At 71.4% G+C, this 26,422-nt stretch carries 24 protein-coding genes and 3 pseudogenes; 16 read left to right on the forward strand and 11 right to left on the reverse strand.

The window, feature by feature from the left end; translation table 11 throughout:
• Positions 1-2: 2 nt before the first annotated feature.
• The 3 genes from ACZ4Z1_RS39670 to ACZ4Z1_RS39680 all read right to left on the reverse strand — a co-directional run bounded on the left by ACZ4Z1_RS39670 (position 3) and on the right by ACZ4Z1_RS39680 (position 2,645).
• A complete protein-coding gene (locus tag ACZ4Z1_RS39670; protein WP_468491563.1) occupies positions 3-1,061 on the reverse strand; it encodes a tartrate dehydrogenase in 1,059 nt (352 codons plus the stop codon).
• Positions 1,062-1,313: 252 nt separating this feature from the next.
• Positions 1,314-2,186 carry a LysR family transcriptional regulator gene (locus ACZ4Z1_RS39675; protein WP_468491564.1) on the reverse strand — a complete coding sequence of 291 codons (873 nt, stop codon included), beginning with the start codon at positions 2,184-2,186 and terminating at the stop codon, positions 1,314-1,316.
• A gap of 57 nt (positions 2,187-2,243) precedes the next feature.
• Positions 2,244-2,645, reverse strand: coding sequence for an STAS domain-containing protein (locus ACZ4Z1_RS39680; protein WP_468491565.1), 402 nt, complete (start codon positions 2,643-2,645; stop codon positions 2,244-2,246).
• Between the two features lie 370 nt (positions 2,646-3,015).
• On the opposite strand from ACZ4Z1_RS39680, the gene ACZ4Z1_RS39685 reads away from it, so the two are divergent.
• The 4 genes from ACZ4Z1_RS39685 (at position 3,016) to pepN (ending at position 7,978) form a co-directional block, all read left to right on the forward strand.
• On the forward strand, positions 3,016-3,963 hold the full coding sequence (locus ACZ4Z1_RS39685; RefSeq protein WP_468491566.1) for an SCO4651 family lipoprotein: 948 nt from the start codon (positions 3,016-3,018) through the stop codon (positions 3,961-3,963).
• Between the two features lie 199 nt (positions 3,964-4,162).
• The gene (locus tag ACZ4Z1_RS39690) at positions 4,163-4,531 is read left to right on the forward strand and encodes a cupin domain-containing protein (RefSeq protein ID WP_468491567.1); all 369 of its coding nucleotides are present in this window, start codon (positions 4,163-4,165) and stop codon (positions 4,529-4,531) included.
• A 195-nt stretch (positions 4,532-4,726) separates the two neighbouring features.
• The gene (locus ACZ4Z1_RS39695) at positions 4,727-5,284 is read left to right on the forward strand and encodes a DUF1360 domain-containing protein (RefSeq protein ID WP_468491568.1); all 558 of its coding nucleotides are present in this window, start codon (positions 4,727-4,729) and stop codon (positions 5,282-5,284) included.
• A 261-nt stretch (positions 5,285-5,545) separates the two neighbouring features.
• Positions 5,546-7,978 carry an aminopeptidase N gene (gene pepN, locus ACZ4Z1_RS39700; protein ID WP_468491569.1) on the forward strand — a complete coding sequence of 811 codons (2,433 nt, stop codon included), beginning with the start codon at positions 5,546-5,548 and terminating at the stop codon, positions 7,976-7,978.
• A 200-nt stretch (positions 7,979-8,178) separates the two neighbouring features.
• Here the strand turns inward: pepN and ACZ4Z1_RS39705 are convergent, their stop codons facing one another.
• Positions 8,179-8,328 (reverse strand): hypothetical protein, encoded by a 150-nt coding sequence (locus ACZ4Z1_RS39705; protein ID WP_468491586.1) that lies wholly within the window; start codon positions 8,326-8,328, stop codon positions 8,179-8,181.
• A 31-nt stretch (positions 8,329-8,359) separates the two neighbouring features.
• Between ACZ4Z1_RS39705 and ACZ4Z1_RS39710 the strand changes: the two are divergent.
• The 3 genes and pseudogenes from ACZ4Z1_RS39710 to ACZ4Z1_RS39720 all read left to right on the forward strand — a co-directional run bounded on the left by ACZ4Z1_RS39710 (position 8,360) and on the right by ACZ4Z1_RS39720 (position 10,474).
• Positions 8,360-9,141, forward strand: a pseudogene (locus ACZ4Z1_RS39710) (DUF6192 family protein).
• Between the two features lie 2 nt (positions 9,142-9,143).
• The gene (locus ACZ4Z1_RS39715) at positions 9,144-9,554 is read left to right on the forward strand and encodes a RacP protein (RefSeq protein ID WP_468491570.1); all 411 of its coding nucleotides are present in this window, start codon (positions 9,144-9,146) and stop codon (positions 9,552-9,554) included.
• Between the two features lie 21 nt (positions 9,555-9,575).
• Positions 9,576-10,474: pseudogene (locus ACZ4Z1_RS39720) on the forward strand (IS5 family transposase).
• Between the two features lie 41 nt (positions 10,475-10,515).
• On the opposite strand, the gene ACZ4Z1_RS39725 reads toward ACZ4Z1_RS39720, so the two are convergent.
• Positions 10,516-10,692: a transposase family protein gene (locus tag ACZ4Z1_RS39725; RefSeq protein ID WP_468491571.1), complete on the reverse strand. Its 177-nt coding sequence runs from the start codon at positions 10,690-10,692 to the stop codon at positions 10,516-10,518.
• Between the two features lie 550 nt (positions 10,693-11,242).
• Positions 11,243-12,694 (reverse strand): MFS transporter, encoded by a 1,452-nt coding sequence (locus ACZ4Z1_RS39730; RefSeq protein ID WP_468491572.1) that lies wholly within the window; start codon positions 12,692-12,694, stop codon positions 11,243-11,245.
• Between the two features lie 221 nt (positions 12,695-12,915).
• Between ACZ4Z1_RS39730 and ACZ4Z1_RS39735 the strand changes: the two genes are divergently transcribed.
• Complete coding sequence (locus ACZ4Z1_RS39735) at positions 12,916-14,022, forward strand: helix-turn-helix transcriptional regulator (RefSeq protein WP_468491573.1); 1,107 nt, start codon at positions 12,916-12,918, stop codon at positions 14,020-14,022.
• Between the two features lie 9 nt (positions 14,023-14,031).
• On the opposite strand, the gene ACZ4Z1_RS39740 is transcribed toward ACZ4Z1_RS39735, so the two are convergent.
• Positions 14,032-14,403 carry a VOC family protein gene (locus ACZ4Z1_RS39740; RefSeq protein ID WP_468491574.1) on the reverse strand — a complete coding sequence of 124 codons (372 nt, stop codon included), beginning with the start codon at positions 14,401-14,403 and terminating at the stop codon, positions 14,032-14,034.
• Between the two features lie 194 nt (positions 14,404-14,597).
• Here ACZ4Z1_RS39740 and ACZ4Z1_RS39745 point away from each other — a divergent pair, with 194 nt between their 5' ends.
• Positions 14,598-15,059 carry a MarR family winged helix-turn-helix transcriptional regulator gene (locus ACZ4Z1_RS39745; RefSeq protein ID WP_468491585.1) on the forward strand — a complete coding sequence of 154 codons (462 nt, stop codon included), beginning with the start codon at positions 14,598-14,600 and terminating at the stop codon, positions 15,057-15,059.
• Positions 15,060-15,211: 152 nt separating this feature from the next.
• Here ACZ4Z1_RS39745 and ACZ4Z1_RS39750 read toward each other — a convergent pair whose 3' ends face one another.
• Positions 15,212-15,553 carry a hypothetical protein gene (locus ACZ4Z1_RS39750; RefSeq protein ID WP_468491575.1) on the reverse strand — a complete coding sequence of 114 codons (342 nt, stop codon included), beginning with the start codon at positions 15,551-15,553 and terminating at the stop codon, positions 15,212-15,214.
• Positions 15,554-15,991: 438 nt separating this feature from the next.
• Positions 15,992-17,140, reverse strand: coding sequence for a methyltransferase domain-containing protein (locus tag ACZ4Z1_RS39755; RefSeq protein WP_468491576.1), 1,149 nt, complete (start codon positions 17,138-17,140; stop codon positions 15,992-15,994).
• Between the two features lie 262 nt (positions 17,141-17,402).
• Between ACZ4Z1_RS39755 and ACZ4Z1_RS39760 the strand changes: the two genes are divergently transcribed.
• From ACZ4Z1_RS39760 to ACZ4Z1_RS39770, 3 genes are all read left to right on the forward strand, one after another.
• On the forward strand, positions 17,403-18,320 hold the full coding sequence (locus ACZ4Z1_RS39760) for an aminoglycoside phosphotransferase family protein (protein WP_468491577.1): 918 nt from the start codon (positions 17,403-17,405) through the stop codon (positions 18,318-18,320).
• 370 nt (positions 18,321-18,690) lie between these two features.
• The gene (locus tag ACZ4Z1_RS39765; RefSeq protein WP_468491578.1) at positions 18,691-19,518 is read left to right on the forward strand and encodes a SigB/SigF/SigG family RNA polymerase sigma factor; all 828 of its coding nucleotides are present in this window, start codon (positions 18,691-18,693) and stop codon (positions 19,516-19,518) included.
• 160 nt (positions 19,519-19,678) lie between these two features.
• Positions 19,679-20,959 carry an FUSC family protein gene (locus ACZ4Z1_RS39770; protein WP_468491579.1) on the forward strand — a complete coding sequence of 427 codons (1,281 nt, stop codon included), beginning with the start codon at positions 19,679-19,681 and terminating at the stop codon, positions 20,957-20,959.
• Between the two features lie 123 nt (positions 20,960-21,082).
• On the opposite strand, the gene ACZ4Z1_RS39775 is transcribed toward ACZ4Z1_RS39770, so the two are convergent.
• On the reverse strand, positions 21,083-21,979 hold the full coding sequence (locus tag ACZ4Z1_RS39775; RefSeq protein WP_468491580.1) for an alpha/beta hydrolase: 897 nt from the start codon (positions 21,977-21,979) through the stop codon (positions 21,083-21,085).
• A gap of 32 nt (positions 21,980-22,011) precedes the next feature.
• Here ACZ4Z1_RS39775 and ACZ4Z1_RS39780 point away from each other — a divergent pair, with 32 nt between their 5' ends.
• Complete coding sequence (locus tag ACZ4Z1_RS39780; RefSeq protein ID WP_468491581.1) at positions 22,012-22,386, forward strand: DUF6042 family protein; 375 nt, start codon at positions 22,012-22,014, stop codon at positions 22,384-22,386.
• A gap of 97 nt (positions 22,387-22,483) precedes the next feature.
• Here the strand turns inward: ACZ4Z1_RS39780 and ACZ4Z1_RS39785 are convergent, their stop codons facing one another.
• Positions 22,484-22,936: a winged helix-turn-helix transcriptional regulator gene (locus tag ACZ4Z1_RS39785; protein ID WP_468491582.1), complete on the reverse strand. Its 453-nt coding sequence runs from the start codon at positions 22,934-22,936 to the stop codon at positions 22,484-22,486.
• A 109-nt stretch (positions 22,937-23,045) separates the two neighbouring features.
• Here ACZ4Z1_RS39785 and ACZ4Z1_RS39790 point away from each other — a divergent pair, with 109 nt between their 5' ends.
• From ACZ4Z1_RS39790 to ACZ4Z1_RS39800, 3 genes and pseudogenes are all read left to right on the forward strand, one after another.
• The gene (locus ACZ4Z1_RS39790; protein WP_468491583.1) at positions 23,046-24,305 is read left to right on the forward strand and encodes an MFS transporter; all 1,260 of its coding nucleotides are present in this window, start codon (positions 23,046-23,048) and stop codon (positions 24,303-24,305) included.
• Between the two features lie 91 nt (positions 24,306-24,396).
• The gene (locus tag ACZ4Z1_RS39795; RefSeq protein WP_468491584.1) at positions 24,397-25,620 is read left to right on the forward strand and encodes an ABC transporter substrate-binding protein; all 1,224 of its coding nucleotides are present in this window, start codon (positions 24,397-24,399) and stop codon (positions 25,618-25,620) included.
• A 404-nt stretch (positions 25,621-26,024) separates the two neighbouring features.
• A pseudogene (locus ACZ4Z1_RS39800) lies at positions 26,025-26,422 on the forward strand (two-component sensor histidine kinase); the annotation flags it as partial.

Raw genomic sequence — 26,422 nt, forward strand, 5'->3', positions numbered from 1 at the left:
GGTCACAGGAGTTCGAGGAGCGCCTCGGTGAACTCCGCCGTCGAGGCGGTACCGCCCAGGTCGGGCGTGCGGACGTCCGTCTTGGCGAGCACCGCCGCGATGGCGTCGGTGACGTCCTGGGCCGCCCCGGGGTGCCCGAGATGGTCGAGCATCAGGGACGCGGACCAGATCGCGCCCAGTGGATTGGCGATGCCGCGCCCCGCGATGTCGGGCGCCGAACCGTGCACCGGCTCGAACATCGAGGGGAAGTCACGCTCCGGGTTGAGGTTGGCGGCCGGCGCGATGCCGATGGAACCGGCCACGGCGGCCGCCAGGTCACTGAGGATGTCGCCGAACAGATTGGAGCCCACCACCACGTCGAAACGGGCCGGTTCGAGCACGAACTTGGCGGCCAGCGCGTCGATGTGCTCCTGATCCCACGCCACTCCGGGATGCGCGGCGCCGCGTTCGGCGACGAGCTCGTCCCAGAAGGGCAGGGTGTGCACGATACCGTTCGACTTGGTGGCCGAAGTCAGCCTGCCCCGGCGGCTCGCGGCCAGCCTGAACGCGTGGTCCAGCACCCGCGTCACCCCGGCCCGGGTGAACACCGACTCCTGCACGGCCGCTTCTTCGGGAAGCCCGCGGTACAGACGCCCGCCGATCTCGCTGTACTCGCCCTCGACGTTCTCCCGTACGACGACGAAGTCGACCTCCCCCGCCGCCGCGCCCCGCACGGGACTGTCGATCCCCTCGAAGACGCGCACCGGCCGCAGGTTGACGTACTGGCGGAAGCCGCGGCGGATCGGGATCAGCAGCCCCCACAGCGAGACATGGTCCGGCACGTCGGGGCGGCCGACCGCACCGAGCAGGACGGCGTCCTTGTCACGCAGCTGGTCCAGGCCGTCCGGGGGCATCATCGCGCCCTCCCGCAGATAGCGTTCGCAGGACCAGTCCCCGTACGAGGTGTAGGAGAACGCGAAGCCGTGGCGGCGGCCGACGGCGTCGAGCACCTGCCGCGCCGGGGGCAGTACTTCCGTGCCGATGCCGTCGCCGGGGATCAGGGCTATGCGGTGGTTCGTCATGCGTCCGATTGCAGCAACGGGACCGGGGAACGGTCCAAGACGCAGTTCCGATCTGGCTGATCAGCGGGGGCTATCAGCGGGGGTTGTCAGTGGGGTTGGGGCCGGGGATCGGGAGCCTCGGGCGGCGGGCGGCGGGTGGTGAACGGTGGGCGGCGGCCGGGGCCGTGCGTGGCCCCGTCAGCGGTCGGCCCATCAGTAGGCAGCACCTCAGGGCAGCTCGGGCAGCTCAGGGCGGAACAGTTCACCGGCATCTCAGGGCAGCGCCGCCGCCACGAAGGCCCGCGCGGCCGGCGAAAGTCCCGTACGGCGGCTGACCAGCCCGATGTTCAGCGTGGTCCGCGGCTCGATGTCCAGCACCCGGGCGCCGGCCCGCTCGGCCATGGCCCGCCAGGACTCCGTCACCACCGCCGACCCCACCCCGGCCAGCACCAGGGGGAGCAGGGCGACCCGGTGCTCGGTCTCGGCGGCGATGGTGAACGTGACACCGCGCTCGCGCAGGCCGTCCACGTACGCGCGCATCCCGGTGCCGCGTTGGCCGACGATCAGCCGCCGGCCCGCCAGCTCCTCGCAGGCCACGTCGCGCCGCCCGGCGAACGGGCCGTCGGGGGAGACCACGAGCACGAAGCGCTGCTCCCCGGCGGGCAGCGACGCCACCTCCCGGTCCGGCAACGGGCCCACGGTGGCCAGCAGCCCGAGCTCGACCGTGCCGGTGCGGACCATCTCGACCACGTCCCGGGGGGTGAACGCGGCCTTGATGGCCACGGACACCCCCGGGTGGCGGCTGCTGAAGGCAAGGATCATCGAGGTCAGCGGCTCCACCGCCTGGGACGGCATGGCGGCCACGTCCACCCGGCCCGTACGCAGTTCGTGCACCGCCGCGACACTGGACCGCGCGGTCGCCAGGCTGCGTACCGCCGCGCGTGCCGGTTCGATCAGGGCCCGGCCCGCCTCCGTGAGCACCGCGCGCCGGCCGATGCGGTGGAAGAGGTCGCTGCCCAGGTCGCGTTCGAGCGCCCGGACCGCCTGGGACAGCGACGGCTGGGAGACGTACAGGGCCGCGGCGGCCCGGTGGAAGCCGCCCTGGTCGACGATCGCGAGGAAGTACTCCAGCTGCCGGATGTCCATCCGCCGATTCTCACCCGCACGGCCGCCGGGCCCCTCGCCGCCCTCTTCCGCCGCAGCTCAGCCGCCCTCCGCGGGTTGGGGTAAGGCGCTGCCGCACCCTGGGGCCAGTTCGGTGGCCGACCACGGCCGCCCGGAAGCGGGCAAGGACGCCACGGCGGCCTCGACATCGGGGTGGGCGGGCAGCAGCCAGGCGGTGCCGGTACGGGCGGTCAGCTGGCGCGCCGTGGCACTGGCGCCGATCAGCACCACACCGCCCCCGGTCGAACGCAGCAGCATCGACAGGCGGGCCAGCGCACCCAGCGTCTCCACGTCCAGATCACCGGTCGCGGTCACGTCCACCAGGACGGTCGGGGTGGTCGCTCCGAATCGGACGGCCCTGACCAGGCGGCTGGCGGCGGTCGGCGGGTGGCCGGTGAGGGTGAGCAAGTGGTAGTGGGAACCCGCGGCAGGCGTGGTCATGGCCGGCCACCTTTCGTCGGAACGGTTCGGGAGCTGGGTCGCGCGCCCTCCCGGGTGCTCCGGCAACGCGGGTGTTACGCCCCCGCCGACGTACGCGAAAATCAGTTCCTATCGAGCGGTCGCACGCTTGCACGCGGTGGTGCTGGCAGACGACACCGGCGGCACGCGGAATGTGCGGGGTGTCGGCGTCGGCGGAACGGCGGGTGGCCTGGGTGGTGCGCGGTGCCTGGGGCCGTCCGGGTGGCGGGGGTCTGCCCAGGTGAAACCGGAATGTCAGACCTATGCATTACTGTGCGTTGCGTAGGTAATGGGAATGACCCAGCTGGCGTCATGCGCAGGCGCGCCACGGGTGGAGCAACAGGGGTGGGACGTGCAGAAGTACATCGCGCGGCGCGTGGGCGTGACGCTGGCGGCCGTGGCCGTGGTGGCGGGGCTGACGAGCTGCGAGGACGGCGGCGACAAGACGAAGGCGGCACAGGGCGCCGAGCAGAACGCCGAGCAGGGTCCGGGGAAGACCGCGCCGGTGGAGGCGCTCACGGCGGCGTACAAGAAGACCGCGGCGGCGAAGTCCGCGAAGGTCTCGATGACCATGTCGGTGCCCGCGGCGGTCAAGGGCGGCGGCGAGACCCGGATGACCGGTGTCATGGGCTGGAACCCCCTGGTCATGGACGTGACGGTGAGCGAGAGCAAGCCCGGCGCGGCGGCCGGCGCTGCTGAGAAGAACCACATGATCTGGGCCGACGACGTCATCTACGTGGACCTGGGCACGGGCATGGGTGAGCAGGTCGGCGGTCTCGGCGACAAGAAGTGGGCCAAGATCGATCTGAAGGCGGCCGCGGCGGAGTCCGGCAACGGCAAGCTCGCCCAGCAGATGACCGCCGGCCTGGAGGAGATGAACCAGGACCCGGCCCAGCAGCTCGCCATGCTGCTCAACTCGCGGGACATCAAGGACCTCGGCTCCGCCGAGCTGGGCGGCCGGAAGGTGGAGCACTACCGGGGCTCGCTGACGGTCCAGGAAGCCCTCAAGGGCCGGAAGACGCTGGAGACCTTCACGCCCGAGGAGCGCAAGAAGCTGCTCGCGAACATGGAGAAGGTCGGCATCAAGGGGTACGACTACGACGTCTGGGTCGACGGCGACCAGTACCCGGTGAAGATGGACACGCAGATAAAGACGCCGCAGGGCACGATGCGCATCACTCAGACCTACTCCGACTACGGCACCAAGGCGTCGGTGAAGGCGCCGCCGGCCCGGGAGACCGCCGACCTGATACAGATGCTCAAGGACCTCGGGGCCCAGGCGAAGGGGCGTACCGCCTGACGGGCCCTCTGCCCCCGGCTCCGTGGGAGCGGCAGGGCGTCGGCTGTGGCTGTAGCCACGGCGGCCCGGCAGCGGTAGACAACCCAGTTGACCATGTGGGGTGCGGACGTCTGGCCTCCGACAAGACAACCAGGTTGACTACCTTTGTGCCTGGCCCCGTGGCCCGCCCCCTGCGAGTCGCATCTGTGGAGGACGCGCCATGCCCTTGTCCACCGGAGCCGACGCTCCCACCTTCGAACGCCCCGGATTCACCTTCCGGCCCCTCGCGATACCTTCGCGCGGCAGCACCGAACTGGCGGTCTGGACCCTGCACGCGGCCCCCGGGGCCACGAGCGAGCCGCACAGCCTGGACCGCGAAGAGGTGTTCGTCGTCCTCGACGGCCGGCTGGTGGCCACCGTCGGCGGTGAGGAGGTCGTCGCCGGGCCCGGTGACGCCGTCATCGTGCCCGCCCACACGGAACTGTGCCTTCGCAACGGCGACGCGCCCGCGACCGTCAACGTCATCACCTCGGCCGGGATCCAGGCCACCCTCGGGGACGCGACCTTCCCGCCCCCGTGGGCCCAGTAGGCGGACGCGAACGGGTCGGGTGAGGTGAGCCGAGGGGGAGGGGCGCCGGCCGGAGCGCCGCCGCACGGCGGCTCCGCCGGCCGCCGGACGGCCGTCCCCTTCCGGCGACACGTTCGGTGGCATCTCGCCGCATCGACGTGCACCGGGCGGCTTCGGGGGTACCGGTCCAGCCTCAGCGTCGTCGTAGGAGGCAGCATGGCATTCAACCCGCTCCCGGAAGAAGGCAAGCCCGGCGGCACGGCCGACCGCGCCGGCTCGGCGGCCGGCCCGGCGGACGGGACGTACGCGCAGGGGGAGGAGGTGCCCATGCGGGGCTATGCCGTGCTGGCCGGGACCTACACGGCGGCCACGGCCCTGTTCGCCCTGGGCTACCGGAAGTCCGGACGTACGCTGCCCTCGCGTGTCCCTCCGTGGGACGTGCTGCTCCTGGGCGCGGCGACGTACAAGGCGTCGCGGCTGCTCGCGAAGGACAAGATCACCAGTCTTGTGCGGGCACCGTTCACCCGGCGCAAGGAGGCCGTCAGTGCCAGCGAGGTCATGGACGAACCCCGCGGGCACGGCCTGCGCCTGGCCGCCGGCGAACTGGTCGCCTGCCCCTTCTGCCTGGCCGCCTGGATCGCTACGTCGCTGGTCTGCGGTTACGCGGTCGCCCCGCGGGCCACCCGGCTGGTCGCCTGCGGGCTGAGTGCCGTCGCCCTCTCGGACTGGCTCCAGTACGCCTGGAGCGCCACGCAGGAGCGGGCCGAGGGGTGAGGCACCGGTCGGCGGTGGCGCTGGTCCGACCCCGGTTCCGGCGGTCCTGGACCCGACGGTCCCGTACCCGGCTGTGGTCCCGGTCGTGGCTTCCGGTCCGACTGCGATGTCAATTGCGGTCACGGCCCTGCGTGTGAACTCGAACACGGCCGCGCCTGGCCTGTGATCTCGGTTGCGGCCACGGCCCTGCGTGTGATGTCGACCGTGGTCACGGTCTCGGCTCCGGCAGGAGCCCGGGGAGTCAGACTGAGAGGGGAAGCGATGAGCGGCAAGAGTCTGACTCAAACCGAGGCCGAGGGGCGCGCGAGGCTGCTGACGGTCGAGCGGTATGACGTGGCCGTCGATCTTTCGGAGTTGATGACCGGTTCGCGGGTTCGGTGCGAATCGACGATCACTTTTACGTGTCACCGGCCCGGGGCTGAGACCTTTGTCGATTGTGCGGCGGCGGTTGAGAGCGCCACGCTCAACGGGGTCGTACTGCGGTCGGCTTTTGAGGGCCGGATCGCGCTGACCGATCTTGCCGAGCGCAACGTCCTCACGGTGGTCTCGGTGACGGAGTGCTCGGCCGATGTCCCGGGCGTGCACAAGGCGGTCGACCCCGTCGACGGCGAGACGTATGTCTACACCGACTTCAGTCCCGACTACGCCCGGTACGTGTTGGCCTGCTTCGATCAGCCGGACCTCAAGGCGCCGTGGGCGTTCACCGTGACCGCTCCTGCCGACTGGCGGGTTCTGAGCAACAGCGGTGACCCGCAGATCGAACACCTCGGCTCCATGCGACGCTGGACTTTCCCGCCGACGCCGCCGCTGGCGGCGTACAACACTGTGATCAATGCGGGCCCGTACTACGAATTGCGTCGTCGCGGAGCTGGTCATGATCTCGGGCTCTTCGCCCGACAGTCGCTGGCTTCGATCCTGGAACGGGACGCCGACGAGCTGTTCACCCTGACCACTCAGGGGCTCGAGTTCTTCGCCGGCAAGTTCGGCATGCTGTTTCCGCAGCACAAGTACGACCAGGTCTTCACGCCCGAGTTCCCCGGCGCGTTGGAGAACTTCGGCTGCGTCACCTGGATGGACTGGTTCCTGCGCAGGAGCACGCCGACCAGGGCGGAGTGGGACATCTTCTCGCGGTACCTGCTGCACGAACTCGCGCACATGTGGTTCGGCAACATCGTCACGATGCGCTGGTGGGACGACCTGTGGCTGAACGAGGCGTTCGCGGAGTTCGCAAGTAATTGGGCCGCCGTGAGCGTGACGTCGTACACCGATGCCTGGACGGCACATCTGGCCGGCGAGAAAGTCAGAGCCTATTTCATGGACCAGGGACCGACGTCGCACCCGATCCGCCAGCAGGTTCGCGACGTCTCCGAGGCGAAAGCGACATTCGACGCCATCACCTACCCCAAGGGTGCATCCGTACTGCACCAGCTGATGACGTACGTCGGCGAAGCGAACTTCTCCGCCGGTCTCACCAGCTACTTTGCCACGCATGCCTGGGGCAACACCACGTTGCATGACCTGATCGACGCGGTCGCCGACGCCAGCGGACGTGACCTGGACCAGTGGCGCACGGGATGGTTGGAAACAGCGGGCACCGACCGGCTGGCTCTCGACCACGACGCAGACGGGTTCGCCCTGGTTGCTCAGGGCCCAGGTGGCCGGCCACGCCCGCATGTGCTTGCCGTCGGCGCCTACGAGCGTTGCGGGGACCACCTTGAGCGCATTGCACTCGTCGAAGTCGAGGTAGCGGGCGAACGAACCCGGCTCGACCTACCAGCAGGAGCCGACCTGTATCTGGTCAACGATGAAGACCTGACCTTCGCCTCGACGAGACCTGACGCCACGACCAAAGACGCGTTCTTCCGCAACGCCGCCCGCCTGCCCACTGCGACCGCGCGGGGTGTCGCCGTCACCACGGCCTGGGACATGCTGATCAACGGCGAAGCGACAGCCGCCGAGGCCGTGGAGTGCCTGACCGGAGTGCTCGCTGTCGAGACGTCCGCGTCCGTGATCGAGCCGTATCTCAACCTGGCTGTCGAGGCCGCAGATCTGTGGAGCCCAAAGTCGCACCGGGACGAGCTGCTGCGAGCCGTGGCTGCGGCGTGCCGCAGCCTCTCCGGCGTCGGCACCTACCGCAAAGCGGCGTTGCGCGGCTTCGCTCGCACCGCGGCCGAACCGGAGGAGATTGCGTGGCTCCAGACCGAGGCCGGGAACGACATCGATCTCCAGTGGCGAGCACTGGTTCGCAAGGCTCAGCTCGGAAGCCCGACCGCAGCCGAGGTACAGGCTCTGCTCGACCGCGACCCGGATCCCGACGCATGGATCAGCAGGCTCCAGGTCCGCGCGGCCACCCCGGACGCGGCCGAGAAGAAAGCAGTCTGGCAGACGCTGGCGACGGACCGCGCGGTGCCTCTCGCTTCGGTCCACTCAGTTGCGACGCTGTTCTGGAGCGCCGGCCAGGACGACTTGCTCAGGCCCCACACGGAGGCCTACCTCGATCTCGTCGCAACCATCCACCGCAGCGGAACCCAGCCGGCGACGATCTACACCAAAACCCTCTTCCCGCTGTTCGGTATCGACCTGACTTTCGTGGAACGAGCGGAAGACCTGGCGGCACAGGCTATCCCAGTCGTCCGCACGAACCTCCTGGACCGGGCCGACCGGATGCGCCGCATACTGCGCTCCCGCGGCTGAGAGCCCATCCTTAAAACCCTGTTGATCTCGTACACGGGCCACAGTGGAGGGCTCGGTGCGCATCAGGCTCTCCGTCCGCTGTGACTCAGCAACGGGCTATGCGGAGAGCTTTCGGGCGCTCCGAGCGCCGTGTCGGTACGCCTTTGCGGTGCGGGTCGGCGGGCGGATTCTGCCGGTACCGGGCGGGCCGGGGTTCCCGTTCACGGCCACGGGTGCCGTGCTCCGGCCTGGCAGGGGGTGGGGGTGGTGCCGAGTTCGGAGATGGTCGGCAACGTCAGCGTGGACCGGTACGAGCAGATCGTGGGGAGGCTGCGCGAGGCCGTCGAGAAGTTGTCGAAGAGTTCGTTCATCATCGGCGACGGTGCGCTGGAAGTCGTCCCGATGCAGGGTCACGGCGGCCGGTCGGTGCGGGACGACTTGTTCGGGGTGTCGGCATGGCTGCACCGGCTGTCGGAAGACGTCAACGTTCCCTACAACACCCTGAAGTCGTATCGGTGGGTGGCCAGCCGGTGGCCTGAGCAGCACCGATGCTCTGGAGTGGCGTTCAGTACCCACCAGACGCTGGCCGCGATCTCTGACGACGAGGAACGGTGGGCGGCGATCAAGAACCCGCCGCTGGACGAGCGGACCGGCAAACGGCGGTGGACACCGGAGACCTCCCGGCAGCGCGTCGGCTACCACGGTCCGGACCCGGAGACGGCGCAGGAGAAGATCGAGGCCGTGCACGACCTGGTCGCCGACGAGAAGGTTGCCGCGCAGGTGGCGACCGGTCTTCTGCGGCGCCCATCGGTGGCGTTCAAGGCCATGACCGACGACACCGCCCGGCACCAGGTAAATCACGCTCAGGTCGAGCAATCCCGCCAGCTGCGCGAGGCCCACGAGCAGCAGCTCGAAGGCGCCGGGGAACCGTTCGAGCCGACCGTGCGGCGGATCAACCACGCCCTGGAGTTCCTCGACCTGGTCGGGGCCTGCAGCGGTTCGTCGCGGCCACGGGCCGGATCGTCCCGTCACTGCGCGAGCGGCCCTTCTCCGACGACGAACGCGACACCGTGCACCGCAACGTCGACCGTGTCCGTGCGACCTGTGAGTGGATCCTCACCGCCGTGCACACCGGCCAGGTCGACGTCGACGAGGAGCTCGCGAAACTCCCGCGGGGCGAGTAGGAATGCCCCGGTCACGGCACCGGGGCGACGCGGCACGCGAGCACGCGGAAGCGATCTTCAGAGCGCTCATGCAGGCCCGTCCGGCAGGTCTCCACATGCCTCAGTTGATGCGGGCCACCGAACTCACCCGCAGCCAAGTGCAGTCGGGCATGGCAATGATGCGCGACATCATCACGAAGAAGGGCTGGCCACCGGTGATTTACACCAGGGCAGACGGCTACGCGTTCAGCGCGGACCCGAACGAGCTGGAGACCTACGAGACGGCCCGGGTGCACGTGTTGCTCACAGAGGTCCGCCGTCTGATCACCGGCACCATAGCGCCGCACGCCGCACTTGACCCGGAGGACAAGCGGATCCGCCACATCGTCGCCCAGCTCAACTCCGTCGAGTCCACCCTCGACCTGATCGCCTGAGAGAAGAGGGAGGCGGGCACGATGCGCCAGCGGCGCTACCCCTCCGACACCAGTGACCTCGAATGGTTTCTGATCGAGCCCTTGTTGCCGGTGCCGGCCTGCCAGACCCCGCGCGGCGGCCGCCCCGAAGCGCATCCGCGGCGCGAGATCGTCGATGCCCTGCGCTATCTCGTCGACACCGGCTGCGACATCGGCCGCCCGCCCGAGCACGGCCTGCGGCGCATCATGGATGCGATCCTGTACGTGGACCGCACCGGCATCCCCTGGCGTTACCTGCCCCACGGCTTCCCGCCCCACCAGACCGTCTACGGTTACTTCGCCAAGGGGCAGCGGGACGGCGTCGTCGCCCAGCTGGCCGGCCTGCTGCGGCGCCGGGTCCGCGAGGCCGAGGGCCGCGACGGCGAGCCGTCCGCGTGCGTGCTGGACTCCCAGGCCATCAAGACCTCCGCCCATGTGCCGCTGGCCGGCCAGGGCACCGACGCCGGGAAACGGATCACCGGCCGCAAGCGCCGCCTCGGCTGCGACACCCCCGGCCTGCTGCTGACCGTCCTGGTCACCGCCGCCAGCGTCTCCGACACCGCGGCCGGCGTGCAGCTGCTCTCCCGCATCGCCGCCGTCCACCCCCGCATCCGCAAGGCGTGGGTGGACGCCGGCTACCGCACCACCGCCATCGGCCACGGCGCGGCGCTGGGCATCGACGTCGAGCCCGTCGCCCGCCCGCCGGGCCGCCGCGGCTTCGTGATCATTCCGCGGCGCTGGACCATCGAGCGCAGCACCGGCTGGCTCATGCACCACCGCAGGCTCGCCCGCGACTACGAAACCCACCCCCACCGCAGCGAAGCCCTGATCCAGCTCGCGATGATCGACCTCGTGACCCGCCGCCTCGCCGGCGAAACCACCCCACCTGGCGCGGAACCTGACCCCGCGGAACCAGACACCCGCTACAGGACCAAACGCTCAGTCAGAGTGTCGGCGGCTCCAAGGCATACGTGGTGCCGCAGGCGCCGCACGCGAAACGGCCGTTGAGGCCGTCGTTCGCGCTCTGGCACTCCGGGCACGTGGCGGAGGTGAAGTACGCCTGGAGCGGTTCGGCCGCGCCCACACTTTCCTCCGTCGGGACACCATGGTTCTCTGTCATCCGGATGCTCCGCAGTTGCATGACCAGCTGCCGTCGGGCCCTTGGATGACCTGGGCGCCGCATCGACTGCCCCACATGATGCCCTTCCCCCGGCCCCCGAAGTCCATGACTCCCCCAAGCACAGAGTGCGCCTACAAAAACATCACAAAACCCCCTAGGAACGGTTACGCCGAGGCCGCGGACGCGCGGAACCGGCGCACGATGCGCATACCGGAGCACGGGGCGTCACCAGGGGGCGCAGAAACCATCGACGGCGCACCCCGCCGCTGGTCCGCCGCCCCAGGAGCCACCGCACGACCAGGCTCCGGACGCCGCTCAGCCCACGCCCGGAACCCGGCCACCACCGCTCCATCCGCGGGGCCCTGTTTCCCTCCAGAGGCCCCGTTTCCCCCGGTGACCCTGTTTCTCTGCCGGTCCCTGTTCCACCCCCAGGACCCTGCCTCCCCTGCGCGGCCTTACTCCACCCCCAGGGCCCTGCTTCCCTCGCGCGGCCCTCCTCCACCTACGGTGCCGCACTCCACGTGCGCCGCATCACTCTCCTCACGGTGTTTCACCCACCTCCGGCGCTTCGTTCCCCCTTGACGGCCGTCGCTTGCGAAGCACTCCCCAAGGCGTTCGCGTGCCTCGGGAGCAGCAGCATCAGCGCGGCCGCCGCGACGTAGAACGCGATCTGCCAGGGCAGGACGGAGGAGAACGCCTCTCCGTACGCCGCGAGCGGGGAAGACCCCGCCGCCGATGACGCTTCGAGCGTGGCGAAGAACCCCACGCCCAGGACGGCCACACCGACCGCGTTCCCGACCTGGCCGACGGTGGTGAGCATACCGCCGGCGGCACCGGCGTCCCGTGCGGGAACTCCCGCGAGGACGACGTTGACCAGCGAGGGGGAGGTCAGCCCCAGCCCGAGCCCGCCGATGAACAGCGGCAACGCCAGCTGCCAGTACGCGGGTACGGCCCCGCTCCGTACGACGAGCAGCAGCAGGAGCTGCGAAGCGGCCAGGACGAGTGAACCGGTGACGAGCAGCAGACGGCCGACGCGCGCGGCCAGTTGTACACCGACTCCGGAGGTGAGGGTCGAGCCGACCGCGTACGGAAGGATGACCATTCCGGCTTCCAGGGCCGAGCGCCCGGTGCCGTACTGGAGGTAGAGCGACAGCAACAGGAAGAACGAGCCGATGGCGCCGAAGAACAGCGCGGAGGCGGCCAGGCCGCTGCTGAAGGCCCGTACCCGCAACAGGCCCGGGTCGAGGACGGGCTGGTCACCGCGCGCGACCAAGCGGCGCTCCCTCCTGAGGAACAGCGCCGTGGCCGGCATGGACAGGGACAGCAGGACGAAGCCCCACCAGGGCCGGCCCCATTCGTGGCCCTGGACCAGGGGGAGCAGGACGCACACCGCTGCCGCCGCGGCGAGCGCCGCGCCGGGCAGGTCCAGCCGGGCCCTTCCGACCGCGTTCGACTCGGGCAGGAACCGCATGCCGAGGACGAGTCCGGCCGCCGCGACCGGAACGTTCACCCAGAAGATCGTCCGCCAGCCCAGGCCGAACACGTCCGCGTCGACGAGCAGGCCGCCGAGCAGCGGCCCCGCCACCGAGGCGAGCCCGAGCACCGCACCGTACGCGCCGAACGCCTTCGCCCGGGCGGCCGGCGCGAACGACGACCGGATGATGCCGAACACCTGCGGGACCATCAGCCCGCCCGCCAGCCCCTGGCCGACGCGGGTGGCGACGAGGAACACCGGGTCCGGCGCGAGCGCGCAGGCCGCCGAGGCGACCGCGAACCCCGCCAGCCCGATCAGGAAGACGCGCCGCCGTCCGAACTGGTCGCCGACGCGTCCACCGGTGATCAGCCCGGAGCCGAGTGCGAGGGTGTATCCGGCGACCGTCCACTGCAGCGTGGCCTCACCGGCCCCGAGCCCTTCGGCGATCGCCGGGGCGGCGACCGTGATGATCGTCGCGTCGAGAAGCTCCATGAAGGAGGCGATGAGCACCACGACGAGGGCCACCACCGCGGAGGAACCGCAGACGGCGGCCGCCCCCGGTCCCGGCCCGGCCTCCGGCCCCGGACCAGCCCCTGCCCCACCCCCTCCCTCTGCTTCTGTTCGTCCCGGTCCGGACGCGGACGCGCCTCTCTGCTGTGCCGTTCGTGCTGCGGAAGACTGAGTCATGCACGCCAGCGTCACAGGAGTACCGGCCACATAACGGCCGCTATTCCTGGCACGGTTGCGCCATGGCAGAGACATCGGCGCGCCTCCTCCTGCTGCTCTCCCTGTTGCAGTCCCGGCGCGAATGGCCGGGACCGGTACTGGCGGAACGGCTGGAGGTGAGCCCGCGCACCGTGCGCCGGGACATCGACCGGTTGCGGGAGCTGGGCTACCCCGTACGCGTCACCAAGGGGCCGGGAGGCGCGTACCGCCTGGACGCCGGGGCGAAGATCCCGCCCTTGCTGTTCGACGACGAACAGGCCGTCGCGGTCGCCGTCGCACTGCAGACCGCCCCCTCGACGGTGGCCGGTCTCGGAGAAGCGGCCGGCCGAGCGCTGGCCACCGTCCGCCAGGTCATGCCGAAGCGGCTGCGGCAACGGGTCGACTCGGTACGGGTGACGTCCATCGACAACGCCTGGGATCTCGCGGCGCCCCCGGTCGACTCCCGGGTGCTGCTCGCCGTGGGCACCGCCGTCCGCCACTGCGAGGTGCTGACCTTCGACTACGCGAGCCGCCCGGACAGCCTGAGCCGCCCGGGCCCGGGTGGCACGGACAGCCCGAGCCGCCCGGACAGCCGCGGGCCCGACCCCGATGGCCGTACGGACGGCCCGGGACCGTCGTTCCGCGTGGAGCCGCATCACCTCGTCATGTGGTCGGGCCGCTGGTACCTCGTCGCATGGGAAGTGGGGCGCTCCCGCTGGCGTACCTTCCGGGTCGACCGGATCACACCGCACGCCCCCACCGGAGTCCGCTTCACGCCGCGGGAACTGCCCGGCGCCGACGTCACGGCGTTCGTCATCGGCCAGTTCGACCGCGGTGACACCCCCGGCCAGTGGTCCTGCCACGGCGAGGTGATCCTCGACGCCCCCGCCGCGGTCGTCGCCCGCTGGGCGCCCGGTGGCGCCGTGGTCGAGGAAGTCGCCCCGGACCGCTGCCGGCTCAGCCTCGGCGCGTGGTCGTGGCCGGGACTGGCGGCCCTGATCGGCACCTTCGGCTGCGACATCGAGGTGATCGGCCCGCCGGAACTCACCGCCGCGTGCGAGGAACTGGCCCACCGGTACGCCGCGGCAGCGGCGGGCCGCCCGGCCCAACAGGCGGCCTGCTCGCGGCAGGAGCGCAGCGCCACGCGGTGACGCCGCCGGTCAGTTGCCGTGCGCCGTGATGGCGTAGCCCTCGGGGCCGGTGAAGGTGAAGGCGCGACCGAAGGGAGTGTCCTGCGGCGGGCTGAGGATGGTCACGCCGGCCGCGGTGAGCTGGTCGTGCAGCTCCTGGGCGTCCGTGGTGCGGAACCACAGGGCCACCCCGAGGCCGGGCCGGGCGACCTCGTCGAGATCCACCCCCGGCAGCGGCTCGCGGACGGCGAACGGGACCGGCTCGGTGGCGAACACCACCGCGCCGGGCGGCGATGCGGGGGACCGGCGCAGGCCGAGGTGGGTCTCGCAGAATGCGGCCGCCGCTTGGACGTCGCGTACCTGGAGGGCGAGGAAGTCGGGGCCGAGGAGGGTGGCGGTCATAGGGATCACTCGTTTCACGGTGTTCAGGCGTGGCGGAACTGCTGTGCCGTGCGCGATGGTGATGTCAGGACTCTGACATTCAGAACGGTACGCAGGGCGGCAAGGTGTGTCAAACTCCTGACATGAACGACCGGAAGCCCACTGAAGCCCGGAAGCCCACTGAAGCCCGGAAGCCCGCCGAAGACCGGAAGCCCGTGCAGGACCGCAGGCCCGTGGAGCCCCCGCACCCCGCCCAGGACGTCACCGAGCACGTCGGGTACCGCCTCAAACGCTCCGCCGCCGCCCTGCGCGGCGCCATGGACAAGGCCTTGCGCGAGTACGGCCTGACCGTGCCGCAGTACGCCTGCCTCGAACTGCTCGACCAGCAGCCCGGCCTGTCCAACGCCGAACTCGCCCGCGGCGCTTTCGTCACGCGGCAGTCCATGAACGTCGTACTCCGCGGCTTGCAGGACGCCGGGCTGGTCTCCCGCCCCCGCACCACGGACCACGGCCGCGCCCTTCCCGCCCATCTGACCGACGAGGGCCGCGACCGTCTCGACGCGGCCCGCGGCGCCGTCTACGCCATCGAACGCCGCATGGTCGCCGCCATCCCCCAGCCGCGCCTGACCGCCCTCCTCGCCGACCTCGACCGGATGACGGAGGCGCTCGGCGACTGAGGGCCCGTCAGGCCCAGGCCCCCGGTGCCGGCGTCCACGGCTTCCGCCGCGCGTGCGAGCCCCCGCCGCCGCGGTGTCGCGGAACGTCGGCAGGGGCTCGCCGTGGGCTGGCGGGGGTTCGCGGCCGGTGCGGCTCCGCGTCCGTCCGGGTGTCAGCCCGCGGTGTTGGTCTGCCAGATCGGGCCGCCGTCGGAGTTGTAGATGACGACATTGCCGTCGTCCTGCACGGAGAACGTGGCTCCGTGGTTCCCGCTGGTGTCGGAGTGCCAGATCTGCCGGCCGTTGGAGTCGTAGACGACGAGGTCGCCGTCCATCTCGAAGGCGGCCGTCTCGCCGTTCGGGTAGACGTTGTCGGCCTGCCAGGCCGCTTTGCCGTGGCGGTAGACGACGAAGTTGCCGTCCTCCTGCAGGCGCAGCAGGGTGTTGCCGTCACCGGATGTCCAGGCCTGGTTCCGGCGGATGACTGTCCTGGCCCGGAAGTCCGCGTTCGCCATGTTCTTCCCCTCGGTTCCGGCCTCGGGGCCGCTCCCCGGGCCGCCAGCCAACGTAACGGTGCGGAGCCGGGGCACCGCAGGGCGAATGACGCCGACTGGTTCGCTCGGTGCGCAGGCCGGTAAAGCGGCCACCCGGCGGTTTCCTCCCGCCCCGTCGTTCTCTCGTGAGGGAGGGGCTCCGGGGAGAGGAGGGGGGCGTGGTGCCGGTTGCGGTGCGGGAGGGGCGAAACTTCCTGGCGGCATCTGGCGGAATCCGGTCCGTACGGGGTCGCCTACGGGCCCGCGAGGCGCCGACGGCAGCCATGCCCCGGCCAAGCACCTCCGACGCCGACCGCCGAAACTGGCGCGCTTGTCACCTTGCACATGCCCCGGGCAGATCCGGCGGCGCGGACGGCGGATGGGGACGGCACACGGGGGGCAAGGCGACGAACGCCGCCATCACCCGACCCGCCGGCCGGGCTCGTCCAGCCACATGCTGTGCGTACCGTCGGCCTCCACACTCACGCCCAGACGCGGGAGGCCCGGGCGGTCGTGGGTGCGCCACCAGGTGTACGCGGCGACGACCTCCCGCCACAGGTCGCGCGGCCCCCAGACACGGACCGCACCGTGCCGCCACCAGGCGTCGTACGAGACGACGGTGACCGACGTACCTGACTCGTCCCAGAGCTGGACCTGTTGGTCCGCCCCTTCGCCGCGGTGGGTGTAGTCGATGTCGCGAACGTGGAGGCCGATGGCGAAGTCCTGCTGCCAGCTGCCCTGGAGCACCTCCGCCGGGTCCAGGGGCGAGGCGTGGAGGCGGGAGCCGTCCGGTACGTCGATCACGCGGCGGGGCCGCTGGCCCCGGACCCACATGTAGTGGGCGCTGCCGACGAACGTCCCCTGGGCGCGGCCGTCCGCCACCCGCAGCTTGAGCAGGCCCGCGTTGGCGTACGCCGTCCCGAAGGGAGTGAGGATCACCCCTCCGTCGGCGGTCTGCTCCAGCCACGCCGTCGGGATGCGCCGCACCGACGCCGTACTGAGAACACGGTCGTACGGGCCCGGACTCGCCCGGTCCGGCGGGCCGCCCGCCAGCCCGTCGCCGCAGACGGCCCGCACCGAGGTGTACCCGGCCCGCTTGAGGTTGTCCGCGCCCCACGCGGCGAGCGCCGGGTCCACCTCCACGGTCGTCACCCGCGCGCTGCCGACCCGCTCGCACAGCAGCGCCGTGTTGTAGCCGGACGCCGTGCCGATCTCCAGGACGCGGTGGCCCGGTTCGAGATCCAGGTGGCACAGCTTCTCGTACGCGATGTCCAGCGCGGACACCGACGAGGTGAAGTCGCCGCGCGCCGGCCCGTCGGGCGCGGTGGCCCCGTCGTCCATCTGCACGACGGCGGAACGGCGGGTGTCCCACACGGCCCGCCGCCACCGCTCCTCGTCCTGCGCACGGTCCAGCAGCGGATACAGACCGTCGTCACGGGCGGGCAGCCCCCAGAACCGGGAGGGCACGAACCGCTCCCGGTCCACCACGTCGAACGCCTCCGCCAGCCACGGCCGGCGGAAGGCCCCCTTCGCGGCGAGCGCGGTGCGCGCCACGTCTCGCCAGCGCACCGCTACTTCATCTTGCCCGGGTTGTCGCCGTCCGGACTGGGCGGGTCGGGCGGCGGCGTCCACGGCTTGTCGGACGGCTCGCCCCGGTGATTTCCCACTCTGCCTCCTCATGGCCGGTCGAAACGAGCCCAGTCTTGCCCAGGAACCGGCTCTCGGGACCCTGCCGTACGGCGATCACTCGCGAGAGCGTGACGTACGGTCATCGCGTTCGAACCGCACGCCCCCCCGCACGCCCGAACGTCCCGGCGAAGGAGTCATGCTGATGAGCACGGTGGAAAGTGTCGGCATCCCGGACGCGCTGACCGCGTCGTACGGCAAGAGCGACGCCGGACGCGCATGGCTCGCCGCCCTGCCCGCCCAGGTCGCGCAGTTCCTGGAGCGCTGGGAGCTGAGGCGGGACGGAGCGGCCGCTTCCGGGATGGCCTCACTCGTACTGCCGGTCGTGCGTACGGACGGGACGCGCGCCGCACTGCGGTTGCAGATGCCCACGGAGGAGACCGACGCCGCGCTGGTCGGACTGCGCACATGGAACGGCGACGGCGCCGTGCGGCTGATGGCGGACGACCGGGCGAGCGGCGTCATGCTGCTGGAGCGGCTGGACGGATCGCGTACGCTCGCGTCCGTCGCGGACGACGACACCGCGATGACCGTCCTGGCCGGCCTGCTGAGGCGCCTCGTCGCCGTCCCCGCCCCGGAGGGCCTGCGCGGACTCGGCGGCATCGCCGCCGGCATGCTGGAGCAGGTACCCGCGGCGGAGACGGCGTTACGCGACCCCGTCGACCGGCAGCGCCTGCGGACCTGGGCGTCGGTCGTGGCCGACCTGGCCGGCGAGCCGGGGGACCGGTTGCTGCACTGGGACCTGCACTACGACAACGTGCTGGCCGGGGACCGGGAACCGTGGCTCGCCATCGACCCGGAACCACTGGCCGGTGACCCCGGCTTCGACCTGTGGCCCGCCCTGGACAGCCGCTGGGCGGACATCGCCGCGACGGGTGAGGCCCACCGCGTGGTACGGCGCCGGTTCGACCTGCTCACCGACGCGCTCGGCCTGGACCGCGAACGGGCGGCCGGCTGGACGCTGGGCCGGCTGCTGCAGAACTCCCTGTGGGACATCGAGGACGGGGCGACATCCCTCGCCCCGTCCCAGGTCGCCGTCGCGGAGGCGCTGCCGCACCGTTAGCGGCCCGCTCGTACGGAACGGTTCGACCTGCCCCGCGCTCGGCTCGTCGTCCCTCCGCTGACCCGCTGACCCGCTGACCCGCTGACCCGCTGATACCCCACTCCTCGTCCTTCCGCCCGCCCGGCCGACACTCCACTCGGGGCCCTCCGCCCAGCCGCCACCGTCCCGCTCGGCTCCGTGACTCACACCACAGCGACAACGCCGGAATGCCGGGTGTAAGGGCGGCCGGCCGGGACACACGAGCGGCAGTGCTTCGGAACCGTAGGCACCCTTCCCTTTTTCTCGGCCGAGGGGCCCGTCTGCCGTATTCCGGACCGGCCTCTCGCCTGCCTGTGGACCACCACACCTGAGCGGCAAAGGAGAGCCGGCGATGGCCACCCCCGCGACCGCGCGTACCCATGAGCGCGGTGCCCACGATGTCGACACCAGCGACGAGTTCCGTCTGCTGGCCACGCTGGAGGACGGGCCGGTCAAGGAGCAGATACGCCGACGCGTCATCACCGCCTGGCTGCCGATGGCCCACCGTCTGGCGTACCGGCTGCGCGAGCGCGGCGAACACCTCGACGACCTGAAGCAGGTCGCCGCCCTGGGCCTGGTCAAGGCCGTCGACCGCTTCGATCCCGAGCGGGCCGACGCGTTCGAGCAGTTCGCCGTTCCCACCATCACGGGTGAGCTGAAGCGGCATTTCCGCGACCACACCTGGCACGTGCACGTGCCGCGCCGTATCCAGGAACTGCGCAACAAGGTCCGTGTCGCGGTCAAGGAACTCAGCACCACGCTGGACGGCCGTACGCCCGGCACCGAGCAGGTCGCCGCGTACACCGGGCTGCCCGAGAAGGACGTCGCCCTCGGGCTGCGGGCGCTGGAGACCTACCGGTCCCTGTCCCTGGACGCCGCCCTGGATCACGGCGACGACAGCGGTGACGGCCACACCCTGATGCACGTCCTCGGCGCGCTCGAAGACGCCTTCGCGCTCGTCGAGGACCGCGAGACGGCCAAGCCGGTACTGGCCCGGCTGCCCGAGCGAGACCGCCGCATCCTGTACCTGCGGTTCTTCGAGGACATGACGCAGAGCGCCATCGCCGCCGAACTGGGCGTGTCGCAGATGCACGTCTCGCGCCTGCTCGACCGGGCCCTGTCCCGGATACGTGCGGAGGCGACGCGGACCCCGGCAGAGCAGTACCGCAAGGCCGCCTGAGCCGTGGTGCCCGTATGGCGCGGACCGTCAGCCGTGAGTGAGTGAGCTGCCGGGACGGAGGAGGCATGCGGTGTGGCCGCGCCGACGGGGTACCGAGTGAAAACGTACGGTCCTCCGACAGAAGCGGACCGGAAGAGGAGCGGAGAGGAACGGAGCGTGCATGACCGGTCAGACGCGGAAGTCACAGCTTCCGGCGCGTAAGCGGAACCGTCGGACGGACGAGCGGGAGGCCGGGGCAGGGGAGCAGGGAGCCTCGGAAGGGCACCGCGAGCAGCCCGCGGCGCAGGGGCACCTCGCCCGTGCCCGGCAGTGGTGGAGCCGGGCCTGGGGCTCGGCGGGGCACGAACGCCACACGCTGCTGCTGATCGGCAAGAGCACGCTGGCGGCGACCGTCGCCTGGGTGTTCTCCTACAACCTGCTCGACGCGGAGTCGCCGGCGTTCGCACCGTTCTCCGCCGTTCTGATCATGCAGGTGACGGTGTACCAGTCCCTGCTGCAGTCGCTGCGGTACGTGGGTGCCGTGGCGACCGGGGTCGCCGTACAGGCGGCGCTGGGTTATCTGGCCGGCCCTGACCTGCTCACCTTCGCGCTCGTGGCGGTGGTGGCGCTCACCATCGGCCGGTGGCCCGCCCTGGGGTCGCAGGGTTCCCAGGTGGCGACGGCGGCCTTCTTCGCCTTCTCCACCTACGTCTCGGCGCCGTCCGGCCTCGGCAAGATCACTCACCTCGGGCAGATCATCCTGCTGGTCCTCATCGGGTGCGGCGTCGGCGTCATCGTCAACATCGCCTTGGTGCCCCCACTGCGCTACCGCAGCGCCGAACACGGGATCCACACTCTCGCCCGCGCCCTGTGCGACCTGGTCAGTGACATGTACCCGGCGATGCGGGAGGGGGAGATGGAGAAGGAGCGCATCATCCACTGGCGCGGCCGGGCCGAGCAGACCGGCGGCCTGATCACCCAGGCCGAGAACGGGCTGCGGACGGCCCGGGAGAGCCTGTACTACAACCCGCGCAACCGCCTGGGCCGCCACCGGGGCCGTACGGACTTCGAAGGGTACGGCGCGGTGCTCAAGGCGCTGGAACGGACCATGTACCAGGTGGCCTCGCTCACCCGCAGCCTCGACCAGTGGCGCCAGGACGGCGACGAACAGGACCGGCGCTTCCTGCGCCGCTACGCCGACTTCCTGGAATCCGTCTCCCGAATCACCCAGGTCCTCGGGCGGCTGAACGAGGACTCGCTGTCCGACCAGGCCGGCGAACTGTGCGACCTCGCGGACCAGGCGCAGGAGTGCTGCCGCCGGGTGACCGAACAGGCCGAGCAGGACGGGCTGCCGCTGACCGACCCGGCCCACCCCTACGGAGTGCTCGTGGTGGAGGCCACTCGGCTGATGGACGAGTTCCGGCACACCTCCGCCGTGCTCCGGCAGCAGGTCGACCGGTGAGGGCGGAGGCCGGTGGCCGGCACCCACCGGCCTTCGACGACGCCCCCTCCGGAAGCCGGCCGGCGCTCGCCGGCCACCCACCGCCGCCGGATTCCCCCAGGTGCCGACTTGTCCGAGTGGTCTTCAGCGCCGGACGGCACGGCGCAGGGCGGCGCCGAGTTCGGCGATCTGCCGCTGCGACACCTCGGCGGACAGGATCGCCTGCGACCCGTGGAACGTGCCGGGCCACTGATGCAGCTCGACCGGCACGCCCGCCTGCAGCATGCGCAGCGCGTACGCGATGTCCTCGTCGCGGTTCGGGCACAGCTCGGCGGTGGCGACGTAGGCAGGCGGCAGGCCGGACAGGTCGTCGGCGCGCGCCGGGGCCGCGTACGGGGTGGCGGGGCCGGAACCCAGGTAGTGCCGCCACGCCGCGGAGACCTTGTCCCGGTTCATCCAGGGCGTAGCGGTGAAGTTCCGCTGCGACCACGTCTCCTGCCGGTCGTCGAGCTGCGGCTGGTTGAGCAACTGGTAGCAGATCGCAGGCCCCCGCTGGTCACGCGCCCGCAGCGCCAGCGCGGCCGCGAGCCCGCCACCGGCACTGCGGCCGCCGACCGCGATCCGCTCCGCGTCGAGGCCGAGTTCGGCCGCGTGCCCGGCCGCCCAGGTCAGTACGGCGTACGCGTCGTCCAGGGCGGCCGGGAACGGGTGCTCGGGAGCCAGCCGGTAGCCCACCGAGATCACCACCGTGCCGGAGAGCTCCGCGAGCCGGGCGGCCCACGGGTGCTCGGTCTCCAGGCCGCCCATGACGAATCCGCCGCCGTGCAGCCAGACGACGGCGCCCTGCGCACGGCGCGGGCGGTAGACCCGCACCGGCACGTCCGGGCCGGCGGACACCGTACGGTCCTCGACGTCCATGCCTGAGGTGTCCGGCGCCGGCACCGAGGCCGCCAGCCCGGCGAACTTCTCGCGCTCGGCGACCGGGTCGGTCAGATCGGCCTTGGGGAACAGCGGAATGAATGCTTCGAGTTCGGGATCCATGCCGTGCCCGGTGTGCCGACGGGCGTTGGACGATGCCCGACTGGTTCCCCCGGCCGGAGGACGTGCTGTCCCTGCCGGAAGGGCTGGCCGAACGTCTGCAGGACTTCCGGCAGGTGCAAACCGTCGGGCCCGCCGAGCAGGCCCTGCTGGAGTACGCCGCCCGCACGCTCGGCCGCCCGGCACAGTTCGTCACGACGCTGCAACAACTGAAGCGCGCCACCGGCTTCGGCACGAACAAGCTGCGGGCCGCCCTGGACCACCTCGCCACGAACACGGGTGAGATCCGGCTGAACCGCGGACAGCCCCCTGTCGCTGTCGCGACGAAGGACCTGACCGCGAACAGTCGCTTCCAGATCGCCGTGGACTGGGGCCGCATCAACCTCGACACCGTCATGTGGCGCGGGTAGGGGCCGTTTCACCAGCCACGGGCGGTGGTGTGCGCTCCATCCCGTGGCATGTCGTCCGGTCGGCCGACGCGTATCGGCTCCCGGTCTCCGGCTGAGGTCACTCGGTGGAGACCTTGTGGACGGCCGTGTCGTCGGGGTCCAGCCGTCGCCCGTCCGCAGACAGCACTTCCAGTGCGCGCAGGGTACGGCCCTGCCGGCGGTCGACCAGCTGCGAGTGCGGCTCGCCGGGGGCGAAGAAGTTCTGTTCGCCCCACTGCCGCAGTGCCACGATGACGGGGAAGAGCGCCTTGCCCTTGGGAGTCAGCACGTACTCGCGGTAGGCGCTGCCGTCCGAGGCGGGCACGGATTCGAGGACGCCGCCGGCGACCAGGGTGCGCAGCCGCGCGGTGAGGATGTTCTTCGCCACGCCGAGGCTGCGCTGGAACTCCCCGAAGCGCCGGCTCCCGTCGAAGGCGTCCCGCACGATCAGCAGGGACCACCAGTCGCCGATCGCGTCCACCGACCGGGCGACGGGACATGCGCTGTCGTCGAAGCGGGTCCTGGACACCATGCCTGTTCCTCACTCCCTCTCGCGATGGTTGCAACATGCTACCGCACGGGCTACCTTCATCGCCGTTGGTAGCAAGTTGAAACCAGATGTGTGGAGGGTGGGGGCACTGATGCCTGACAACGGTGCGGACGGTGAGGCCGTGACACGGACCGGGACCCGAAGCGGGGGAGGGGCCGCGTCCGTCCTGACCCGTGGCGTCGTCGTACTGTTCGCGGTCGCCTGCGGGGCCGCGGTGGCCAATGTCTACTTCTCCCAGCCGCTCCTGGTGGCCATCGGCGACGACCTCGCCATGAGCCCGGCGCTCGTCGGCAGCGTGGTCACCCTCACGCATGTCGGTTACGGGCTGGGACTCTTCCTCCTCGTGCCACTGGGCGACGTGGCCGACCGCAGGCGGCTCATCGTGGCCCAGCTGCTGCTCCTGGTGGTGGCGCTGGCCGTGGTGGCCACCGCCCGTACCGCGGCGGTCCTGCTCGCGGGCATGGCCGCGACCGGACTGTTCGCGGTCGTCACGCAGACGCTGGTGGCCTTCGCGGCGGCGCTGGCTCCGCCCGCCGGACGCGGACGGACCGTCGGTGCGGTCACCAGCGGCGTGGTCATCGGCATCCTGCTCGCCCGCACCGCATCCGGCCTCCTGGCCGATCTCGCGGGCTGGCGCTCCGTCTACCTCGCCTCGGCGTCGCTCACCGCCCTGCTCGCCCTGGTCCTGTACCGCGTGCTTCCGTGTCACAGTGCCGCTGCGCCGACGACTCTGCGCTACGGACAGCTCCTGCGCTCCACGATCACCCTGTTCGCACGGGAACGGCTGCTGCGGCTCCGGGCCCTGTTCGGGCTGCTGGTCTTCGCCGCCTTCAGCACCCTGTGGAGCAGCGTCGCACTGCCGCTCAGCGAGGCCCCGTACTTCCTGCCCCACAGCGCGATCGGGGCGCTGGGGCTGATCGGCGTGGCCGGTGCCCTGGCCGCGACCGTGGCGGGCCGCCTGAACGACCGCGGACTCTCCCGGCGGACCACCGGCATCGCCCTGGCCCTGCTCGCCGCCTCGTGGCTGCCCCTGGCCTTCACCCGGAGCTCGCTCTGGGCCCTGTTCGCCGGGGTGCTCCTCCTCGACCTCGCCGTGCAGGCCGTACATGTCACCAACCAGACTTTGATCTACGCGCTGCACCCGGACGCGGGCAGCCGGCTGATCGGCGGATACATGGTCTTCTACTCGATCGGCAGCGCCACCGGGGCCCTCGCCGCGACCTTCCTCTACACGGTGGCCGGCTGGGGGGCCGTGTGCGCACTGGGCGCCGGGATCAGCTGCCTCGGACTCGCGCTGTGGGGGTTCACCCGACCCCGTCCTGCCCGCCCTGCTTGCCCAGTGGCCCGCTGAACGGGTGAGTGTCCGTGCCCAGCGCGCCTTTCCACCGGTTGTCCGAGGGACGCGCGCGGAAGTTCGAAGGCTCGAACGCTCGGAGGCACAGGTGGAGTTGACGGACCTGCGGGACCGGCAGGAAGAACCGGGCCGGACCCTGGCCGTCGGAGTCGTCGCCGCGCGTACCGGGCGGCTGGCGGCCCTGGGGGACCCGCTCGACTTCGCGGTGTCCTTCCTGCGGCCCAGGCTCACCCGGCTCGTCAACGCGGGCCGTACCTACCCTGTGCGCCTGGTGTGCCGGGACAGCCGGTCCACCGCGGACGGTGCGCGGCAGGCCGTGCGGGAGCTGGTGGCGGACGAAGGCGCGCGGATCGTCGTGACGTTGGCCGGCACGCAGGTGCTGCCGGCCGTCGCCGACGCCTGCGAGGAGGCAGGCGTACCGTGCGTATCGAGCGCGTTTCCGTGGCAGGTCTACTACTACGGGCGAGGAGCGGACGACACCACACCGTTCCGCTACGCGTACCACTTCTGCTGGGGACTCGACGCCATCGCCGACACCTTCGCGGACCTGTGGGAACTGGCCGGGGGCCCGGGACGCACGGTGGGGTGCCTGTGGAACGACGGACCGCAGGGGACCTGGTCCCGCGACGGGGAGCGGGGCTTCGCCCCCACTGCCCGGGCACGCGGCCACCACCTGGTGGACCCGGCCGCCTACACCGAGCCCGCCGCCGACCTGTCCGGCCACGTCGCGGCGTTCGCCGCCGCCGGAGCCGACCTCGTCACCAGCGCGGCCACCGGCCGCGACCTGACACTCTTCCGCACCACCGCGGCCGAGCTCGGCGCCACACCCCGGCTCATCACCTGCTCGCGCTGGCTCGCCTACCCTCCCTCGGTCACCGGGGCCGGCCGACAGCCCGCGCAGGCGAACGTGGCGACCCTGGTCTACTGGACACCCGCCCACCCCCACCGCTCCTCCCTGGACGGCACGACCGCCGCCCAGCTCGCCGACGCCTACGAACAGGCCACGGGCAGGCAGTGGCTCCAGCCCCTCGGCCTGGCCCACGCCCTGTTCGAGGTCGCCGCCCACGCCCTGCGGACCGCCGACGACCCCACCGACCCGGCGGCGGTCGCCGAGGCGGTCGGTCGCACGCGCCTGGACACCGTCGCGGGCCGCCTGGACTGGACGGCGGGACCGGTACCGAACGTCGCTAGCGTCCCGCTCGCCGGCGGACAGTGGCAGCCGGGCCGCCGCCACGACTACGAACTGGCGGTCCTGACCAACCCGCAAGCCGACGGCCTGCCCGTCAGCGCCGACCTGCTGGTGAACCGGTAGCGACCGCGCCGAAGCCGCGCGGCCGGCCTGCCGACCGTGGCGCGCGGTCCTGGCCCGCGGCCCTGGCCCGCGGTCCGTCGTCCGTGGCCTGCGGGCCATCGTCTGCCGTCTGCTGCCGCGATGCCGGTTCCGGCCGTACGTACTCCGGTGAGAGCCTCCGCCCTTACAGCCGATTTACCGCACTTCCGGGCAGGATGGGCATGGTTTGCACCCGTCGCGCAGCGCGCGTCACCTGAGGAAGGATCAGCAGTGGGCTCGTTCCCCGTCCCCGTCCCCGTACCGGTTGTCCTGTCCGCTCGGCGGGGCCGCCGGGGCTGATCGCCGTGACTGTTCCCACCGAGCCGCACCCACCGGTCTCCCCGCCCCCGAAGCCCTCGGCCGGCCCGGAGTCCGCGCTCCGACCGGTGCGATGGTTCCGGCCGACCATCCGGATACGGCTCACGCTGCTGTACGGCGGCATGTTCCTGATGGCCGGCGTCGTACTGCTCGCGATCATCTACCTGTTCGCGGCCAACACCCTCAAGGAAGGCACCCCGGAGTTCCAGGTCTCCGGCAGGGACATCAGCCTGGGCAACGTCAACTGCCGGGACCTCCAGTCGGTCGCCACGGTCGACGACATCAACGCGGCCATCAGCAACTGCCTCCGCGACCGGCGCGCCCTGGTGCTGCAGACCTTTCTCAACCGTTCCCTGCTGGCGTTGCTGGGTCTGACCGTCGTGGCGTTCGCCTTCGGGTACGCGATGGCGGGCCGGGTGCTGTCGCCGCTGGGCCGTATCACCCGTACCGCGCAGCGGGTGGCCGG

The sequence above is a fragment of the Streptomyces sp. NPDC030165 genome (assembly GCF_055573595.1).

Coding starts and splice junctions, on each gene's coding strand:
- ACZ4Z1_RS39670 (WP_468491563.1), bottom strand. CDS start 1,061: ATGACGAACCACCGCATAGCCCTGATCCCCGGCGACGGCATCGGCACG.
- ACZ4Z1_RS39675 (WP_468491564.1), bottom strand. CDS start 2,186: ATGGACATCCGGCAGCTGGAGTACTTCCTCGCGATCGTCGACCAGGGC.
- ACZ4Z1_RS39680 (WP_468491565.1), bottom strand. CDS start 2,645: ATGACCACGCCTGCCGCGGGTTCCCACTACCACTTGCTCACCCTCACC.
- ACZ4Z1_RS39690 (WP_468491567.1), top strand. CDS start 4,163: ATGCCCTTGTCCACCGGAGCCGACGCTCCCACCTTCGAACGCCCCGGA.
- ACZ4Z1_RS39695 (WP_468491568.1), top strand. CDS start 4,727: ATGGCATTCAACCCGCTCCCGGAAGAAGGCAAGCCCGGCGGCACGGCC.
- pepN (WP_468491569.1), top strand. CDS start 5,546: ATGAGCGGCAAGAGTCTGACTCAAACCGAGGCCGAGGGGCGCGCGAGG.
- ACZ4Z1_RS39705 (WP_468491586.1), bottom strand. CDS start 8,328: ATGAACGAACTCTTCGACAACTTCTCGACGGCCTCGCGCAGCCTCCCC.
- ACZ4Z1_RS39715 (WP_468491570.1), top strand. CDS start 9,144: ATGCCCCGGTCACGGCACCGGGGCGACGCGGCACGCGAGCACGCGGAA.
- ACZ4Z1_RS39725 (WP_468491571.1), bottom strand. CDS start 10,692: ATGACAGAGAACCATGGTGTCCCGACGGAGGAAAGTGTGGGCGCGGCC.
- ACZ4Z1_RS39735 (WP_468491573.1), top strand. CDS start 12,916: ATGGCAGAGACATCGGCGCGCCTCCTCCTGCTGCTCTCCCTGTTGCAG.
- ACZ4Z1_RS39740 (WP_468491574.1), bottom strand. CDS start 14,403: ATGACCGCCACCCTCCTCGGCCCCGACTTCCTCGCCCTCCAGGTACGC.
- ACZ4Z1_RS39750 (WP_468491575.1), bottom strand. CDS start 15,553: ATGGCGAACGCGGACTTCCGGGCCAGGACAGTCATCCGCCGGAACCAG.
- ACZ4Z1_RS39760 (WP_468491577.1), top strand. CDS start 17,403: ATGAGCACGGTGGAAAGTGTCGGCATCCCGGACGCGCTGACCGCGTCG.
- ACZ4Z1_RS39765 (WP_468491578.1), top strand. CDS start 18,691: ATGGCCACCCCCGCGACCGCGCGTACCCATGAGCGCGGTGCCCACGAT.
- ACZ4Z1_RS39770 (WP_468491579.1), top strand. CDS start 19,679: ATGACCGGTCAGACGCGGAAGTCACAGCTTCCGGCGCGTAAGCGGAAC.
- ACZ4Z1_RS39775 (WP_468491580.1), bottom strand. CDS start 21,979: ATGGATCCCGAACTCGAAGCATTCATTCCGCTGTTCCCCAAGGCCGAT.
- ACZ4Z1_RS39780 (WP_468491581.1), top strand. CDS start 22,012: ATGCCCGACTGGTTCCCCCGGCCGGAGGACGTGCTGTCCCTGCCGGAA.
- ACZ4Z1_RS39785 (WP_468491582.1), bottom strand. CDS start 22,936: ATGGTGTCCAGGACCCGCTTCGACGACAGCGCATGTCCCGTCGCCCGG.
- ACZ4Z1_RS39790 (WP_468491583.1), top strand. CDS start 23,046: ATGCCTGACAACGGTGCGGACGGTGAGGCCGTGACACGGACCGGGACC.